This is a genomic window from Bifidobacterium angulatum DSM 20098 = JCM 7096 (assembly GCF_001025155.1).
GTDB lineage: Bacteria > Actinomycetota > Actinomycetes > Actinomycetales > Bifidobacteriaceae > Bifidobacterium > Bifidobacterium angulatum.
Genome location: NZ_AP012322.1, coordinates 1,581,509 through 1,597,941, shown reverse-complemented (window position 1 = coordinate 1,597,941; position 16,433 = coordinate 1,581,509). Strand labels below are relative to the sequence as shown.

Genomic DNA, 16,433 nt, shown 5'->3' with positions numbered 1-16,433 from the left:
CAGCAAGAGCACAACGCACGTGATCTTGAGGTTCGCGTCGGGGCGTACCCGATGCGGGAGGAATATTAAGGAAGAAGGAATATCATGGCACGAAGGAGTGTACGCCTGATCGCAGCCGTCGCAGCCGTCGCAACTCTGGCCGGCGCTTTGACCGCATGCGGCAACAAGCAGGCTACCACCGACGAGAACGGCAAGCCGATCGTCAATATTCTTGTCCGTCGTAACGTAACCGACCACCCCATGCAGGACACTCAGTACTCCAAGGATCTGGAAGCCGCCTGCGACTGCACCATCAAGTGGCAGGAAGTCGCCGACAATGCTTGGGACCAGCAGAAGAGCGCCAAGATGGCCGCCGGCGAATTCCCCGACATCGGCCTGAGCCTGTTCAGCATGGTCGACGCGGCCAAGTACAGCACCTACTTCGAGGATCTGAAGCCGCATCTGGATAAGATGCCGAACGTCAAGAAGTTCCTCAAGAACAACAAGGGCGCCGAAAAGTACGTCACCGACGGCACGAAGATCGCCATGCTGCCCTCCGATCGAGGCAAAGGCTACGAGGTCTCCGGCACCCACATGTTCATCAACAAGACCTGGCTGGACAAACTGGGCCTCCAGACGCCGACCACCTGGGACGAGCTCGAGAACGTGCTCAAGGCCTTCAAGAGCGACGATCCGAACGGCAATGGCAAGGCCGATGAGATCCCGATGAACATCCGCAGCGTCGGCTTCGGCCTGTGGAGCCCGCTGACCCTGATGAACTCCGAAGGCGTGGTCACCTCCTTCATGGGCGGTGGCGCATCCGAGCAGGGCTACTATGTGGACAACGGCAAGGTCAAGAGCTACTACACCTCCGAAGCGCTCAAAGACGTCGTCTCCTACCTGCACGAGCTGATGGCCCAGGGGCTCATCCCGAAGGACGTGCTCACCCGCGATGATTCCCAGTACAGTTCGCAGACCGTCAGCGACGGCAAGACCGCACGCACCGGTGTCTCCTTCGGCTGGTCCAACTACTCCGAGTACGGCAACGCGCTTAGCGATCAGTACGTCACCCTGCCGCCGCTGAAGAAGGACGCCTCCACCCCTGACTCCCAGGTCAAGTGGGATTACTCCCAGGACGCCGCACGCTGGGCCTACTCCGGTTCCGGCCTGACCGTCAATCCGAACGCCGCCAACCAGGACGCCATCTACAAGGTGATCAACGCCATGTACGGCGAGAAGCTTTCCGTGGCTGGATTCTTCGGCTCTATTCCGGATATCGTCTCCGATGACGGTGACCACCAGTACACCATCGACAAGGCTAAAGCCTACGCCGAATATCCTGACACCCGTGCCATCGCATTGCAAGATCGTTTCGGCGGCTGGATCCGCGACGACGTGAAGATGGTCAACGACACCAACGCCGATCAGGTCACCGCATCCGATCTGGCCGTACGTGAAGCACGCAACCGCGTCGACGGCATCAAGGACGTCGTGCCGGTCTACGTGCGCCCCGACACCGAGGATTCCAACACCCTGCAGAACAACAACACCGCCATCTCCAACTACGCGAACAATCAGATCGCCAAGTGGGTTCAGAAGGGCGGCGTCGACAAGGAATGGGATTCCTACGTGAAGAAGGTCAGTGAGCCGACGCTCGGCCTGGACGCCAACATCAAGATTTGGCAGAAGTGGTACGACAAGTACACCAAGTAGCCATAGTTAATCAGGCAGGGTTTGCGGAACGATTTTTTTAATCCCTTTTTGGAATCAATCGGCAAACCCTGCCTTTGTTTGCCAAACAATCATTGGAGTTTCGATATGCCTGCAATGCAATCATCGAAAGGCGCCGCGCTACAGACCGGAAGCGTCAACGCAGCGGCGGCACGCAATAAGCCCGGTCTGTTCGACCGTATCGCCGACCACTTCCGCCGCTACTGGCAGTTGTGGATCCTCACCGCTCCCGCCCTGTTCTTCGTAGGCCTGTTCGCCTACGTGCCGATGTGGGGCATCCAGCTTGCCTTCCGCGAGTTCGACCCGACCAAGGGCCTGACCGGCGGCAAGTTCGTAGGGCTCAAATATTTCAACGAATTCTTCCATAACCCGCTCTTCGGCGAGATCATGACCAACACCGTCCGCATCTCCCTGTGGACGCTGGTCATGGGCTTCATCTTCCCGATCATTCTGGCCCTGCTCATCAACCAGATCGGCTCGAAGAAGATCAAGGGCTTCGTGCAGACCATCACCTACATGCCGCACTTCATCTCCGTGGTGGTCATCGTCTCGATGCTGAACATCTTCCTGTCCCCGGGCTCCGGCATCCTGGGCCGCTTCTTCGGTGACGAATCGCTGATGGGCTCCACCAGCGCCATCACCGCCGTCTACTGGATCTCCGAAGTCTGGCAGCACGTCGGCTGGAACTCCATCATCTACCTGGCCGCGCTCGCCGGCGTGGACACCTCGCTGTACGAGGCCGCGAAGATCGATGGCGCCGGTCGTCTGCAGCTGATCCGCTACGTCGACCTGCCGGCCATCATGCCGACCTGTGCGATCCTGCTCATCATGAACATGGGTTCCGTGCTGAACGTGGGCTTCGACAAGATCTACCTGATGCAGAACTCGCTGAACATGCCGGCCACCGAGGTCATCGCGACCTACACCTACAAGATCGGTATTCTTAACGGCCAGTATTCGTATTCGACCGCTATCGGCCTGTTCAACACCCTGATCAACTTCGTCTTCCTGATCACCGCGAACGCGATCGCCAAGCGCGTTTCCGATACGAGCATTTTCTAGGAGGCAGCAATCATGTCTGCAACAACAACCGGGGCCGTTTCCCGCAATACGAACGATATTCCCTGGAACAAGCATGTACGGCAGAAGAAGACCCCAGCCGACTGGGCGGTCGACTTCGTCATCGTGCTGCTCCTGGTATTCACCGTGGTCGCAGTGCTCTACCCGCTGTGGTTCGTGGTCATCGCGTCGTTCTCCAATCCGAACGCCGTGGCCGGCGGTGAAGTGTCACTGCTGCCTAAGGGCGTGACCTTCGCCGGCTATGCGAAGGTGTTCACCAACCATCGCATCTGGCAGGGCTATCTCAACACGATCATCTACTCGGTGGTCGGTACCGCGGTCAACATGGCCGTGACCATCCCCTGCGCTTTTGCACTGTCCCGCCGCGAATTCAAGCCGCGTCGCGTCATCATGTTCCTGTTCACCGTCACCATGTTCGTCAGCGGTGGCCTGATCCCGAACTACTTGCTGTACAAGGCCCTCGGCATCAACAACACCATGTGGGTGTTCATCCTGCCAGGCGCGGTCTCCGTGTACAACGTGATCGTGGCACGCTCCTTCTTCGAAACCTCCATTCCGGAGGAGCTGCATGACGCGGCGCAGATCGACGGCCTGAGCTACTTCGGCTACTTCTTCAAGATCGTGCTGCCGTTGAGCTCCGCCATCCTCGCCGTCATCGGCCTGTACTACTTCGTCGGCCACTGGAACGACTTCATGACAGGCTTGATCTACATCACCGACGATTCGAAGCAGCCGTTGCAGGTGGTCTTGCAGCAGTTGCTGCTGGTGGCGCAAGGTACCGGTACGAACGTCAACGCCGCGGCCCAACAGCAGGCGGCCGACCAGATCAAGTTCGGCATCATCATCGTCTCCACCCTGCCTCTGCTGGTGCTGTACCCGTTCCTGCAGAAGTACTTCAACAAGGGCGTCATGCTCGGCGCCGTCAAGGGCTGATTGAAAGGGATTCGCCATGCTCGCTCGTTTTTCCGTGGCCTATGAACGGTTCTGCCGTCTGCTGCTCACGATCTTCGTGGTGAACATCGCCATGCTCGTGCACACACTGCTGGGTGCCGTGGTGCTGGGATTCTTCCCATCCTGCGCCGCCGCGCAAACCACGTTCCGCACGTGGCTGCGTGCCGAGGATCGGTCGATGCGCGCCAAGGAAGTATGGGGCATCTTCCACGGCGCATGGAAAAACGAGCTCAAGCAGGCGAATCTCTTCGGCTGGCCGTTGGCCGTATGCTGGGTGGTGCTCGCCATCGACTACTACATGATGAACTGGCATGCACGCGGAACGTTCGACGTGGCGGTTTCCGGCATACTGTTCGTGCTGGCACTGGTATTGCTGGCCTTCACCATGCTGGTCTGGGTGGTGCGCGCGAACTATGACGAACGTCCGCTGTGGATCGTCCGCACAACGCTGACCATGATCGTGGCCCGTCCGCTGTGCACCCTGCTGCAGATCGGACTCGCACTGCTGGCGATCCTTGCCTGGGCGCAATGGCCGGGTCTGCTCATGGTGTTCGGCATGTCGCTGCCGATGTTCTGCACTGCGTGGATCGTGTACTCGTTCGGCCGGATTCCGGGAATGGACATCCATGACCGGGAGCAGCCGGGCATCCGATACGCGAAAAGCTGAACGGCAGAGTGTCGCCAAAGAAAGGCGGGCATACAATGGAATCCGCTTCACAAAGCCGCCAAGCAGACAAGGCAAAACCATTGATATCGATCAAAGACATCGCAAAAGAGGCCGGCGTCTCCATTTGCACCGTGTCGTTGGTCCTGAACAACAAGGACCGCAATCGCGTCAGCAAGGCGGTGGCGCAACGAGTGCGCGAAACGGCCCAATCAATGGGATACAAGCCGAACTCCGTGGCGCGCACATTGCGCACCAGCAGGTCGTATGCCCTCGGCTTTATCACCGATGAGATCGCCACCACGCCACATGCCGGGCGCGTACTGGTGGGAGCGCAGGAGGCAGCGCGCAAACTCGGCTATATTCTGCTCACCGTCAACACGGGAAACGATCGGGAACTGGAGAACCAGGAGATCGCAGCCCTGCGGCAGTACCGCGTGGACGGTTTCCTGTATGCCATGATGTACCACCGTGTTGTGAAGATCCCCGCCGAACTCGAGGGCAGCCCCACGGTCGTCGTCGACGGCGAAGACGAGAATCGCAAGATTCCCTCGATCTACCCCGATGACGAAATGGCAGGGTACGATGCCACCAATCGGCTGATTCAGGCCGGCTGCAAACGCATCGTTTACTACGGTTCCTCAATCACCATTATCGCCCAGGGGGAGCGGTTCGCCGGGTATCGCCGAGCGCTCGCGGACGCGGGCATCCCCTTCGACGAGCAGTTGGTCGTCAACGTGGAAGAGGCCACAAACGCCGCTTCGGAAGCCGGTCGCGTGTTCGACGAGATCAAGCCGGACGGCATCTTCTGCTTCAACGATGTGCGCGCGACCTTCATCTACGAGGCGGCCAGAGAGCGGTCGGTCGGCATCGGCACAGACGTTTCCGTGATCAGCATCGACAACCAGCCGCTCATTACGGACGTGCTCAAGCCCGCGTTGACCACCTTGGAGCTTCCTCACTACGAAATGGGCTTCGAAGCGGTGCATCAGCTGGTTGCCATGATCGACGATGGGGCCGCCACGGAAAGCCTTGCACGCAGTGAGGATTCGATCAGGCGTTCGGAGAACGGTCCGATGACACCGTTGCGTTGCCGCATCATCGAACGCGATTCGATCGTTTCCTGACGGCACTGCGTCTTTGAGTATCTCCATCCATTTTCCATATTCATTTCACACGTGTAGAGGGGTCTACTATGTCGAATACCTATTCCATCTCCATCGAAACCGGCGGCTACCGGCAGCTCGATCTGTTCGCCGAACGCTGTGGCGAGGGGAACGCCGTCGTCACCGTTGCGGACGGCAACGGCGTCGCAATCGCGGCGCACACCATGCCCATCGCCGAACGCAGGCATCATTTCTCCATTGCGGTGCCGCAGAAATCCACCGTCACCGTGGCGGCAAGCGGCCTGGTTGTACGCTTCGGCTACCTTTCCGAATGCGATGACCTGCTTGACAACGGCGTTCGTTACGTGAACTTGAATCCAAGCGACACCGATTGGCCTGCACAGCCCACGCTGGAACAGATCTACAACCGTTTCGGGCGTTCGGGCGCGCATTTCGAACCGTTCGCACGTTGGATGAACGATCCGAACGGCCTGTGCCAGTTCCAAGGGCGCTACCACCTGTTCTTCCAGCTCAATCCGTATGGTTTCGGCTGGGACAATATGCATTGGGGGCACGCGGTAAGCCGTGATCTGGTGCATTGGACTCATCTGCCGGTCTTCCTTGAACCGCAGCCCGAACTGCACACCGACGAGCGTATCGTCGGCGGCGCGTTCTCCGGTTCGGCCGTGACCGTGGACGAACATGACAATCCGGTCGCCGGCAACGAGGCAAGCGCCATCCGCCTGTACCTGACCCGTCATCTGGAAACCCGCGGCGACGAATCCTCCGTCACCGAATACCAGACCACCTGCCTGTGCGAGGACGGCGTGCATGTTCGCGTGGAATCGCCGGTGGCGCTGCGTGCGAATGACGATTTTGGCTATGACTTCCGTGATCCGAAGGTTGAATGCGGCATGGGCGGCGAGGCGCTCGACCCGGATCGTGCCTATATGGTAACCGCCACCAATCTGCCGGTATCGGAATTTGGCGCAGACGCCGCCGATAGCGCGGTTCCCGGCATCAGCACCCAGAACACCGGCGGCTGGTTCACTTATTCTCCTCAGGGCAAGCCGGGGGTCGACCAGCCGAACAACGCCACCGTTCCCGCCATGACATTGTTCTCCGCGAAGAAACCGCTCAAGCGCAATGTGACATGGCGCTACGAAGGACCGGTGCTCGCCGATTTCGGTCATCAGATCGCACGCACCTACGAATGCCCGGACCTGTTCCAGGTCGACGGCGTGACCGTTGCCGTGGGCGCGCTGATGCACTACCGCGACAAGCAGGGACGTTTCCAGCAGGTGCGTTGGTATGCCGGCGACTTGGTGAACACCGATAATGGTCCGAAACTGGATGTCAAGGCCAGCGACTGGTGCGATTTCGGCACCGGATATTACGCCACGCAAAGCTTCGCCGACGATAACGGCCGTCGCATCGTATTCGGCTGGTTCACCGATTTTCCGGCGATGCGTGTCGAACAGCCGTGCCTGGCCAACGGCATGATGTCGCTGCCGCGCGAATTGCACGTGCGTGACGGCAGACTGTACAGCAAGCCGGTGGATGAAGTGTACCGCGAGCTGCTCGGCGAGCGTCTCGCCGTGCATGGTGACGGAGACGATATGGTCGTGACGGCTCCCGGCAACGCATACTATGCGAACGTGCATCTGGCAGATGATGCCGATGCCATCATGGTGCTGGCGAAGGGCGCCAACCCGCAGGACGGCAGGCCGACCGAACTGCTGCTGCAGCGTACCGACGGCGTGACGCGTCTGGTGGCCAAGGGCACTGCGGTGGAGGATGTCGACTTCGACAGCGGCATCACCGATGTTCGCCAGGTGGAGGTGTTCTTCGACCGCAATGTTGTCGAAGTGTTCCTCAATGGCGGTCAGGCGGCAGGAAGCATGCTGTTCCAAGGCGCCGATGGCGACGGTGAGCTTCGCATCGCGTCGTCCGGCAAGATCGATGCGGTTGATGCGCGTGCATTGAACGGTATTTGGCGCTAAGACATAGCGCCGTATCCGGCGGCCCCGTTCCTGCGTGTTCCTTGTGACACGGCGGGTGCGGGGCCGCTGCCGTATATGCAGGGGTATGTACACGATATGTGCGAGATATGGGCACAATATGTGCGCTGCGATGTAATTTGCCGGCGGATGTTGCATGTCATGTTGTGTTGCGACACAGCGCGGGTGAATCCGCGGGCGGTGACGACCTAGGTAAACGTTTGACTACTGACATGCGCGTGTGGCGTCTCACCATGTAATGCGAAAAGCGGGGGAGAGGGGTGTTTTGGCGCGTGCGTTTCCTATACTTGGGGGCACGCCCGGCAATTCGCCGAGGCGGTAACTGGATATTCGCACCTAACGATTAGGGAGTTCCATGAACAAGGCAATCATCACCGTCGTCGGTCAGGATACTGTCGGCATCATCGCACGCGTCTGCACCTATCTTTCCGCGCACAAGGTCAACGTACTCGACATTTCGCAGACCATCATCGACGGTTTCTTCAACATGATGATGATTGTGGACTACTCCAACGCCGACGAAGAATTCGGCACCGTCGTCGACGATCTCGACAAGCTCGGCGAGGAGATCGGCGTGCGCATCCGCTGCCAGCGCGAAGAGATCTTCACCAAGATGCACCGCGTCTGAGCTGCTGGCCAGGCAAGTAACCGAACCTTCGAATCCGAGCAACCGTAAGGAAAAACCATGCTGAATATCATGGAGGTCCACGAGACCAACAAGATGATCGAGCAGGAGAAGCTCGACGTGCGCACCATCACCATGGGCATCAGCCTGCTGGACTGTGCCGCCGACAGCGTCGACGAGGTCTGCGAGAACATCTACAACAAGATCACCACGTATGCCAAGGATCTCGTATCCACCGGCCAAGCCATCGAACGCGACTACGGCATCCCGATCGTCAACAAGCGCATCACCGTCACTCCGATCTCGCTGGTCGGCGCAAGCTCCTGCAAGAGCTCCGAGGATTTCGTCAAGATCGCGCACGCGCTCGACCGTGCTGCCAAGAACGTCGGCGTCGACCTGATCGGCGGCTATTCCGCACTCGTGTCCAAGTCCATGACCCCGGCCGAGGAGATGCTTATCCGTTCCCTGCCGCAGGCGCTTTCCGAAACCGATATCGTGTGTTCCTCCGTGAACGTGGGCTCCACCAAGACCGGCATCGACATGAATTCCGTTGAACTGCTCGGCCATATCATCAAGGACATCGCGCACGCCACCGCTGATAACGATTCCTACGGATGCGTGAAGTTTGTGGCGTTCTGCAACGCCCCCGACGACAACCCGTTCATGGCGGGCGGCTTCCATGGCGTGACCGAAGGCGACGCCGTGATCAACGTCGGCGTTTCCGGCCCGGGCGTGGTCTCCCGTGCGCTGGACGAGGCCAAGGGCAAGGATTTCGAATTCCTGTGCGAAACCATCAAACGCACTGCATTCAAGATCACGCGTGTCGGCCAGCTGGTGGCCCAGGAGGCGTCCCGTCGCCTCGGCGTGCCGTTCGGCATCATCGACCTGTCGCTTGCCCCGACCCCGGCCGTCGGCGATTCCGTTGGCGAAGTGTTGGAGAAGATCGGCTTGGAGCAGGTGGGTGCCCCGGGTACCACCGCGGCGCTCGCCATGCTCAACGACCAGGTGAAGAAGGGCGGCATCATGGCGTCCTCCTATGTGGGCGGCCTGTCCGGCGCGTTCATCCCGGTCTCCGAAGACAAGAACATGATCGACGCGGCCACCAACGGCTGCCTGAAGATCGAGAAGCTTGAGGCCATGACCTGCGTGTGCTCCGTCGGCCTTGACATGATCGCCATTCCTGGCGACACCACCGCGGCCACCATCTCCGGCATCATCGCCGACGAAGCGGCCATCGGCATGGTCAACCAGAAGACCACCGCCGTGCGCGTGATCCCGGTGGAAGGCAAGGGCGTGGGCGATATGGCCAACTTCGGCGGTCTGATGGGCTATGCGCCGATCATTCCGGTGAACCAGACCAGCTGCGAGGCCTTCGTGACCCGTGGCGGCCGTATTCCGGCACCGATCCACTCCTTCAAGAACTAGAGCATTCCGTGCATTAGCGCATTGCTTCGGCCCCTCCGCGGAGGGGCCGTTGTGTTTGCATATGGATGTGGGATGCGAGCTTGGCGGGGGAGTGTAGATTCCGGGCATGCGGATTGTGGCGGGTATGTGGGTTTCGGGTACACGGCTGCTCGCGTGCGTCTGTAAGCGTGGATTCACAGGAAACTCGCAGAAAAACATGGTGGTTCCTGAAGGTTGGGGATGTTAACTATGTCTCAGCTGCAAAAAGCCCCGAACCGCAAGGTTCCTGATAATTGAATCCTCTTCTTCTCTCTTCTCTCTCTAAAGCCCGGAGGTGTTCGCCTCCGGGCTTTTCTGTCGATTGCGTATTGTCTTAATGCCGGAGCGTTTATTCGTCCGTTTCGGGTTTGCCTGGTCGGATGGTCGCGGCGCGTGCGATCCGATGGAGCTCTTCCTCCCAGCGCCCCACGGCCTTGGAACGACGCCCGGGCCGGGCCGCGTCCAGGGACAGCATGACGGCCAGGCCGTCCGGCCGGGGCGCGAGCAGCGCGACCGTCAGGCACGAGCCGTTGCGCGCCTCCCAGCGGCGGGTGAACGGGCCCTCCCCGCACGGCTCGCGCGAGACCGAGCGCGCGGGCCCGTTATCCCCCTCCCAGCGCTCCAGCCACTCGTCCCACGCCTCCCCGCCGTCCGCCTCCGCATCCCACTCCGCCTCGGCCAGGTACAGGGACGCCACGGGATCCCCGCCCCGTCCCGCCCGTTCGAAGGCGAGCAGCACCTCGCCCGCGGCCGACGTGCGCTCCGCGAACCCCTCTCCCGGCCCGGGAAGCAGTACCTCGCCCCCATCGCACAGTGCGACGCTCCGCGCAACCGGCTCATGCCCTCCGGCCCGCCGGCCGTGCGTTCTCTTCCACTCGTCGATGGCCGCGTACGCGTCCATCACCGCCTGTCCGAGCTCCCGGGCGGACACGCCCGCAGGCACGGTGCCCCGCCACACCTCGTCGTCCCAATCGTCGCCGATTCTTGGCGGATATGCGCACACCCAGTAGTACCTATCCTCGTAGTAGGTGACGTCCACGAAATCGTTGTTCCGGGCGAACGCCCTCCACGTCTTGTATCTGGTGTCGTGCCGCCAGCAGTTCTCCTGCTCCTCGAGGTTCAGTTCGAGCGGGCCCGTGCACTCGACGAACGAGAACGCGTCCAGCAATGCCCCGCCCACGTCCTCGGCCGTCACGTCGGGGCCCTTCAGGCTCGCAAAGAACCGATCCGTTAATCGATCAACGCCCCAACACTCCACATAAGGTAGAAGCAGGAGCCTATTCCCCTCCCGGTTCACCGATACCGTCATCACACCCATATCATCTGCTTCCTTTCCTTCTACTTGGTAATCCTGTACACGATCCGGAGCCTTGTTCACTCCCCGCTCGCCGCGCGCCCTCTTCCACTCGTCGATCGCCCCGTACGCGTCCATCACTGCCCCGCCCGAGCTCCCCCGCGGACGCGCCGGCGGGCACGATGGCGTGCCATACGGAGTCTCCCGGATCGTCGCCGCCCGACCTTGGCGCATAGGCGCACACCAGATACCTGCCGCCGGGACTGGTGGAGACCCGGACGAAATCGTTGTTCCGGACGAACGCCCGATGCGTCCTGTACCTCGTGTCATGCCTCCAGGAATTCCTCCTTTCCTCGAGGCTCAGCTCGAGCTGGCCCGTGCGCTCGATGAACGCGAACGCGTCCAGCACCGCCCCGCCTATGTCCCCGGCCGTCATGCCGGGGCCCTTCAGGCTCCTGAAGAATCGGTCTGTCTCCCGATTGACGCCCCAGGATTCTACGCATGGGCGAATCAAGAAACGACTGCCCTCCTTGTCTATCAACACGAATCTGGGATCAAGTCCGGTTCCATATGTGGTCCTTTCACTTGGCGATCTTGTATACGATGCGTATGCCCGTGCCGGCGCGCTCCCCACGAACCAGGCTTCGCCATTGACCTCGTACCCCGGTTGGTTTGTTCCGGGGTGCTGCGATTTTCCGTTGTCGCTGAACAGCACGCGCAATCCATGCGGCGCATTCACGGTAACGCTGTATCAGCCGTCGCCGTCGTCCGCCATCCGTTCGCCCGGCCAGGACGCGGAGCGCACACCATCGCCGTACATGTACGCGAACGGCTTCGCCCAGCCGGCGCTGTCGTGATAATGGATCGTCACCTCGCCGGACCCGCCGCTTCCTTCGGTGGCTGCGGACGCCACCGAGGCAGGCATCACCATGAACAGCGAAAGCAGCGTGCATAGCACGCATGACAGACGGGAACCCCTCATAGGACCTCATCCCCCTGCATGTATCGCATGGACGCGTGCGACGACGCGGGCGCCCATGCCTCTTTCTCTTCCCTACGGGCCGACACAACCATGGCCCGCATCCGATTACAGCAGACGGGCTCCCCTGGGTGCAAACGATGGCAATGCGTCGGAGCGGCGGCTGGGCGTTGCGGCATCTGCCGTCAAACCATTGACCTGCATGCAAAAAGGCCGTCCGGAATGCGAGATGGAGGGACAGTCGGCCGCAGGCGTCGGGCAGGCTGGACACAAATAGCGATCGATTGCATCCAATAAAGCTTCCGTTCCTGCGGCCACCGCCGATACCGGGGAATAGGAAGACGGGGAAGGCGATGCATGGCAATGACTTCGCCAAGATGCTGGAGGTCGTGTTCCCGGACACCGCCATCGGCAATGATATCGCCGGGGCGCTGAGGGCGTTCCAGAGGGAGCATGCCGGCACGGGCATACGCATCGTGTACAAGATCGCGAAATAGGAGGAAAATACATGAGCCAGATAAGGATAGTCTCCATAAACAGGGAGAAGGACAGGTTCCTGGTCTGCCCGTTCGTGATGAGCTGGGGCATCAATCGGGTGACGGACCGGTTCTTTCGGAGTCTGAAGGGCCCCGGCGTGACGGCCGGGGATGTGGGCGTGGCGCTGCTGGACTCGTTCGCGTTCATCGAGCGCACGGGCCCGCTCGAGCTGAGCCTCGAGGAGCAGGAGAACTTCTGGCGGCACGACACCAGATACAGGACGTATCGGGCGTTCGTCCGGAACAACGACCTCGTCGAGGTCACCAACTACAAGGACAAGGAATATTGGGTGTACGCATATCCGCCAAGAATCGGCGACGATTGGGACGACGAGGTGTGGCGGGGCACCGTGCCTGCCGGCGCGTCCGCCGAGGAGCTCGGACAGGCGGTGCTGGACGCGTACGCGACCATCGACGAGTGGAAGAAAGCGCACGACGGGCGGGGAGCGAGCGGGACCCCGGATCGTGTGCAGGATCATTGGACGGGAGGAAAGGAAAAGGATATGGGCGTGATGACGGTATCGGTGAACCGGGAGGGGAACAGAATCCTGTTCCTGCCCTGTGTGGAGTGCTGGGGAATGGATAGGGCCACCGACCGGTTCTTCAGGAGTCTGAGGGGCCCCGACGTGACGGCCGGGGATATAGGCGGGGCGCTGCTGGACGCGTTCGCGTTCATCGAGCGCACGGGCCCGCTCGAGCTGAGCCTCGAGGAGCAGGAGAACTGCTGGCGGCACGACACCAAATACAAGACCTATCGTTCCTTTGCCCGTAATAATGACTTTCTTCAGGTTTCCGTTGAGAGGGGGAAGCCATATTTCGTGTGCGCGTATCCGCCGCGTACCAGTGATCTGGTGGACGACGAGGTGTGGCGGGGCACCGTGCCTGCCGGCGCGTCCGCCGAGGAGCTCGGACAGGCGGTGCTGGACGCGTACGCGGCCATCGACGAGTGGAAGAAAGCGCACGGCAGGCGGGCCGGGGGACGCGAGCCGGTTGCGCGGAGCGTCGCACTGTGCGACGGGGGCGAGGTACTGCTTCCCGGGCCGGGAGAGGGGTTCGCGGAGCGCACGTCGGCCGCGGGCGAGGTGCTGCTCGCCTTCGAACGGGCGGGACGGGGCGGGGATCCCGTGGCGTCCCTGTACCTGGCCGAGGCGGAGTGGGATGCGGAGGCGGACGGCGGGGAGGCGTGGGACGAGTGGCTGGAGCGCTGGGAGGGGGATAACGGGCCCGCGCGCTCGGTCTCGCGCGAGCCGTGCGGGGAGGGCCCGTTCACCCGCCGCTGGGAGGCGCGCAACGGCTCGTGCCTGACGGTCGCGCTGCTCGCGCCCCGGCCGGACGGCCTGGCCGTCATGCTGTGCCTGGACGCGGCCCGGCCCGGGCGTCGTTCCAAGGCCGTGGGGCGCTGGGAGGAAGAGCTCCATCGGATCGCACGCGCCGCGACCATCCGACCAGGCAAAACGGAATCTTGAGAATGTGAGGCAATGGTGAAAACAATAATCGCGGTGAAAGCAGCGTTTGCATTGCTTTCGCCGCGATTATTGTGGAGCATAAGGAATCCACTGGGCTTCTGCGTCACGCTCCGTTTGCAATTATTGACCGGCCTTGCGGCCGGGCTGTCATGTTTCCTCGCTCGACCCTATCGGGTCTCGCTCGGCGGGGCTACTCAGAAGCCCACCGGGCTTCTACGTCACGCCCCGCCCTTGAAGCCCATTTGGCGCCAGGCTTCGTAGATGGCGATGGAAGCACAGTTGGTAAGGTTCAAGCTACGCAGGCTCGGGCGCATCGGCAGACGCACCTGCTCAGCCACATGCGGGCCGGCCATAATGTCCATCGGATCGGGAATATTGCCCGGTTCCGGGCCGAACAGCAGAATGTCGGTCGGCTTGTACTCGATGTCGGTGTACAACTTGGTGGCGTGCGCGGTGAAGGCGATGATGCGCGAATCGGGCATCGATTCCACCAGATCCTCGAAATTCGGGTGCAGCACCACATGAGCCATGTCGTGGTAGTCAAGCCCCGCGCGGCGCAGCTTGGTGTCGCGCAGATTGAAGCCCAACGGTTCCACCAGGTGCAGGATCGTGCCGGTTACGGCGCACAGGCGGATCGCGGAGCCCGTGTTGCCAGGAATGCGCGGAGAGTAGTAGCACAGGTGCGGCGTGGAGGTTTCCGCCTTGGCCGCATCCTTCGCGCTCAGCATGGCGTCCACCACGGAAATCGGGTTGCCGTGCGCGTCGGTCACCAGCTCGTCCGGCCCATAATTGGACTTGCGATACCCGTATTCGAACATCTTCTCGACTTGATCTTCGGGATTTGCTGCTTCGTTAGTCATGAATGCTAAGAATAGGAATGATGAACGACACCAAGAACCCTAACGCGGCTGATATCGCATTGCGCTTGGCCGCATGGTGGGAGACTGCCGCCCGTGACCTGCCGTGGCGCTTCGGCCGTGCCAGCGACTGGGGCGTCCTTGTTTCCGAAGTGATGAGCCAACAGACACAGATGAGCCGAGTCGTGCCATATTGGACGGCATGGATGGAGCGCTGGCCCGACGCTCGTGCGCTCGCCGGGGCGCCCAAGGCCGAAGTCATCACTGCTTGGGGGCGCCTGGGCTACCCGCGCCGTGCCCTGCGCTTGCAGGAATGCGCACGCACCGTGGCCGAGCAATACGACAACCAGCTGCCGCACACCTATGATGAGCTGCTGGCTTTGCCGGGCGTGGGCGATTACACCGCCAGCGCGGTGATGAGCTTCGCCTTCGGCGAGCGCATCGCCGTGATCGATACCAATATCCGCCGTGTGATCTCGCGTGTATTCCGCGGCGAGGAATCCTTCGGCGGTGCGGCAAGTCCTGTGGAGCGCGAGACGGCGCGTCGCCTGCTTCCGGAAGGGGAGAGGGGGGCCGTGGTTTGGAACCAGTCGGTGATGGAACTCGGTGCGACGGTATGCACCGCCAAGGCGCCGCTGTGCGATCGGTGCCCGATCGCCGGGCAATGCGTGTTCCTGCGTAATGGCAGGCCAGGCTTGGGGGAGCGGCGTACCCGGCCGCGCCAACGGTTCCAGGGTACGGATCGCCAGGTGCGTGGGCTGGTACTCAACGCGTTGCGCGAATTGCCGGCGGGCTCGGTATTGGAACGCGAGCAGGCGGAACGGCTATGGAAGGACCGTATCCAGCTTGACGCGTGCATTGCCTCGTTGGATGATGACGGTCTTGTCGAGATGCTTCCCGACGGCTCGTTACGCCTGCCTCAGTAGGTAGACTGGGGGACGTTATGGCACAGGTCAGGAATCGTAAGCGCAAAGTCAGCAAGCAGCAGCAGGCGGTGTATCGTCGTCGTCGCATCGTCGTCGGTGCCGCATTGGTGTTGATTGTTGCGCTGGTCGTATTCTGCGTGTACAGCATCGGCCGTGGCATCAGCGAGGTGGGGCAGAACATGGACGCCCGCGCCGCAAGCCATGTGGACATCAGCCGTCAAGCCACGCCACAGCCGCATCGCTCCACCGGCATCAAGAACTGCGACTCTTCGAATGTGCACATGCAGTTGTCCGCGAAAGCATCCGAAGTCGCTGTTGGCGGTGCTCTTGAATGGACGGAGACGATTACGCATGACGGCAGCAAATCCTGCCTGATCGACGTATCGGATTCATCGGTGGTGCTCACCATCACCTCGGGCAGCGACACCATCTGGCGTTCCGACTCCTGCCCGGCCGAAAGCGATCTGCTCCTCATGGCCAAAGGCGACAGGAAGATTCGCACCGTCACATGGAACACCAACCGTACGGGGCAGCAGTGTGCGGACGACAAGGACCTGCCCAAGATTGACAAGGGCACGTATGTGGGGCAGCTTACGTTGAAGAACGATGCGACAGTCATCAGTGATCCGGTCACCATCGAAGTGAAATAACAATACAATCACACCATCAGCCGGCGCGTGCCGTTGCGTCCATACCGTGGACTATCCTTAAGACTTTGCGTAAGGTATGTCATATTGCGGGCATACCGCACAACGATGAAACGCCCGCATAGGCA

General features: G+C 61.2%; 15 protein-coding genes. 12 read left to right on the top strand and 3 right to left on the bottom strand.

All coding sequences use genetic code 11. The features are described 5' to 3' along the window. Positions 1-84 precede the first annotated feature (84 nt). The 8 genes from BBAG_RS06350 (at position 85) to BBAG_RS06315 (ending at position 9,582) form a co-directional block, all read left to right on the top strand. On the top strand, positions 85-1,692 hold the full coding sequence (locus tag BBAG_RS06350) for a type 2 periplasmic-binding domain-containing protein (RefSeq protein ID WP_003827125.1): 1,608 nt from the start codon (positions 85-87) through the stop codon (positions 1,690-1,692). A gap of 114 nt (positions 1,693-1,806) precedes the next feature. Continuing rightward, positions 1,807-2,772: an ABC transporter permease gene (locus BBAG_RS06345; protein ID WP_003827123.1), complete on the top strand. Its 966-nt coding sequence runs from the start codon at positions 1,807-1,809 to the stop codon at positions 2,770-2,772. Positions 2,773-2,784: 12 nt separating this feature from the next. Beyond that, positions 2,785-3,723: a carbohydrate ABC transporter permease gene (locus BBAG_RS06340; protein WP_003827121.1), complete on the top strand. Its 939-nt coding sequence runs from the start codon at positions 2,785-2,787 to the stop codon at positions 3,721-3,723. Positions 3,724-3,739: 16 nt separating this feature from the next. Then, positions 3,740-4,408, top strand: a complete 669-nt coding sequence (locus BBAG_RS06335; RefSeq protein WP_003827119.1) for a YesL family protein — start codon at positions 3,740-3,742, stop codon at positions 4,406-4,408. 35 nt (positions 4,409-4,443) lie between these two features. After that, entirely contained in the window at positions 4,444-5,532 is a 1,089-nt protein-coding gene (locus BBAG_RS06330; protein WP_003827117.1) for a LacI family DNA-binding transcriptional regulator, read from the top strand. Positions 5,533-5,600: 68 nt separating this feature from the next. After that, positions 5,601-7,514 carry a glycoside hydrolase family protein gene (locus tag BBAG_RS06325; RefSeq protein ID WP_003827116.1) on the top strand — a complete coding sequence of 638 codons (1,914 nt, stop codon included), beginning with the start codon at positions 5,601-5,603 and terminating at the stop codon, positions 7,512-7,514. A gap of 373 nt (positions 7,515-7,887) precedes the next feature. After that, on the top strand, positions 7,888-8,160 hold the full coding sequence (locus BBAG_RS06320; RefSeq protein WP_003827114.1) for an ACT domain-containing protein: 273 nt from the start codon (positions 7,888-7,890) through the stop codon (positions 8,158-8,160). A 57-nt stretch (positions 8,161-8,217) separates the two neighbouring features. Then, a complete protein-coding gene (locus BBAG_RS06315) occupies positions 8,218-9,582 on the top strand; it encodes a PFL family protein (RefSeq protein ID WP_003827112.1) in 1,365 nt (454 codons plus the stop codon). A 367-nt stretch (positions 9,583-9,949) separates the two neighbouring features. Here BBAG_RS06315 and BBAG_RS06310 read toward each other — a convergent pair whose 3' ends face one another. Continuing rightward, positions 9,950-11,032, bottom strand: a complete 1,083-nt coding sequence (locus BBAG_RS06310; protein WP_003827109.1) for a hypothetical protein — start codon at positions 11,030-11,032, stop codon at positions 9,950-9,952. 613 nt (positions 11,033-11,645) lie between these two features. Beyond that, positions 11,646-11,876 (bottom strand): starch-binding protein, encoded by a 231-nt coding sequence (locus BBAG_RS06305; RefSeq protein WP_033509258.1) that lies wholly within the window; start codon positions 11,874-11,876, stop codon positions 11,646-11,648. A 350-nt stretch (positions 11,877-12,226) separates the two neighbouring features. On the opposite strand from BBAG_RS06305, the gene BBAG_RS08515 reads away from it, so the two are divergent. Next, on the top strand, positions 12,227-12,370 hold the full coding sequence (locus BBAG_RS08515) for a hypothetical protein (RefSeq protein ID WP_003827106.1): 144 nt from the start codon (positions 12,227-12,229) through the stop codon (positions 12,368-12,370). An 11-nt stretch (positions 12,371-12,381) separates the two neighbouring features. Beyond that, the gene (locus BBAG_RS06300) at positions 12,382-13,875 is read left to right on the top strand and encodes a hypothetical protein (RefSeq protein ID WP_231855855.1); all 1,494 of its coding nucleotides are present in this window, start codon (positions 12,382-12,384) and stop codon (positions 13,873-13,875) included. Between the two features lie 218 nt (positions 13,876-14,093). Here the strand turns inward: BBAG_RS06300 and BBAG_RS06295 are convergent, their stop codons facing one another. Continuing rightward, entirely contained in the window at positions 14,094-14,735 is a 642-nt protein-coding gene (locus BBAG_RS06295) for a tRNA (cytidine(34)-2'-O)-methyltransferase (RefSeq protein ID WP_003827100.1), read from the bottom strand. Positions 14,736-14,755: 20 nt separating this feature from the next. Between BBAG_RS06295 and BBAG_RS06290 the strand changes: the two genes are divergently transcribed. Both BBAG_RS06290 and BBAG_RS06285 read left to right on the top strand, forming a co-directional pair. Further along, entirely contained in the window at positions 14,756-15,658 is a 903-nt protein-coding gene (locus BBAG_RS06290) for an HhH-GPD family protein (RefSeq protein WP_033509101.1), read from the top strand. Positions 15,659-15,675: 17 nt separating this feature from the next. Then, complete coding sequence (locus tag BBAG_RS06285; protein ID WP_003827097.1) at positions 15,676-16,308, top strand: hypothetical protein; 633 nt, start codon at positions 15,676-15,678, stop codon at positions 16,306-16,308. Positions 16,309-16,433 lie beyond the last annotated feature (125 nt).